The organism is Mycoplasma sp. 4013, from assembly GCF_054353875.1.
On sequence record NZ_JBTHHK010000021.1, the window covers coordinates 1 to 1011 of the forward strand.

The window sequence follows — 1011 nt, forward strand, 5'->3', positions numbered from 1 at the left end:
CAAATTGTACTCGCAATGGCATGTTATAATACCGGAATTCCATTTCATATGAAGGTTTTTCCAGGAAATACTGCAGATTGCAATACATTAATTGATTTTATAAAGGAAGTTAGGGATATATATGGAATCAAAACATTATATGTTATAGCCGATAGGGGAATGTGAACAAACAAAAACATAGAATTTTTAGTTCAAAATAACTATTATTACCTTATTTCAAACCGTGCAAAAGTGGGTTCAAAAAAATTCAAAACTTATATTGCAGAAAGAAGCGATTTTATAAAAATAAATGATGACTTTTTAATAAAAGAACAAATTGTTACCCCAGAAATGCAGCGAAACAGAAGTCATGTTTTCAGAAGAGTTATTACATATAACAAAGAAAGAGCCGATAAAGACAAATATGATAGAGAAATTTTGATAAATAATTTTATTAAATTACAAAATAAAGATGGCTTTATAAATGAAAAAAGAATTATAGGATCAAAAGGTGGTAGATATTATGATGCAGTTAGTAAATCCCTATATAGATTGAACACCGAAAAAGTAAAAGAGGATGAATTATTAGATGGGATATATGTATACGAAACAAATATAATGGATTTAGATGCACTAGAAATTTGTAGAGTTTATGCAGAACAATGAAAAATAGAAGAAAATTTTCGTAGTTTGAAGTCTGTTATCCAAATTAGACCTGTATATTTATCATTAGATGAACATATCATCGGACACAGTGTAATTTGTTTTATCTCTCTTGTTATAATGAAATTATTACATTATATGTTGATAAAAATAATCAAAATAACTTTTGCTGAAATGACAAAGGTTTTAACAGAATTAACATCTCTTGTTTATATAGATACAAAATCTAGAAAAATTATTTGAGAAAAAAGAAATAGAGAAGTTAGTGATTTCAATCTCTGAAAAACATATGATATGCTTGAAAAAATTACAAGTAATTTTTAATAATAAAAATTTTTCTTCCTAAAATATAGGGAGAAAAATTTTTTT

The 1011-nt window shown here is 25.6% G+C and carries 1 protein-coding gene; it reads left to right on the forward strand.

Translation table 4 applies throughout. From position 1 onward, the window contains the following. Positions 1 to 966, forward strand: a 966-nt coding sequence (locus ACXYRO_RS04160) for an IS1634 family transposase (protein WP_458614405.1), incomplete at its 5' end; no start/stop codon positions are given. Between the last annotated feature and the right edge of the window lie 45 nt (positions 967 to 1011).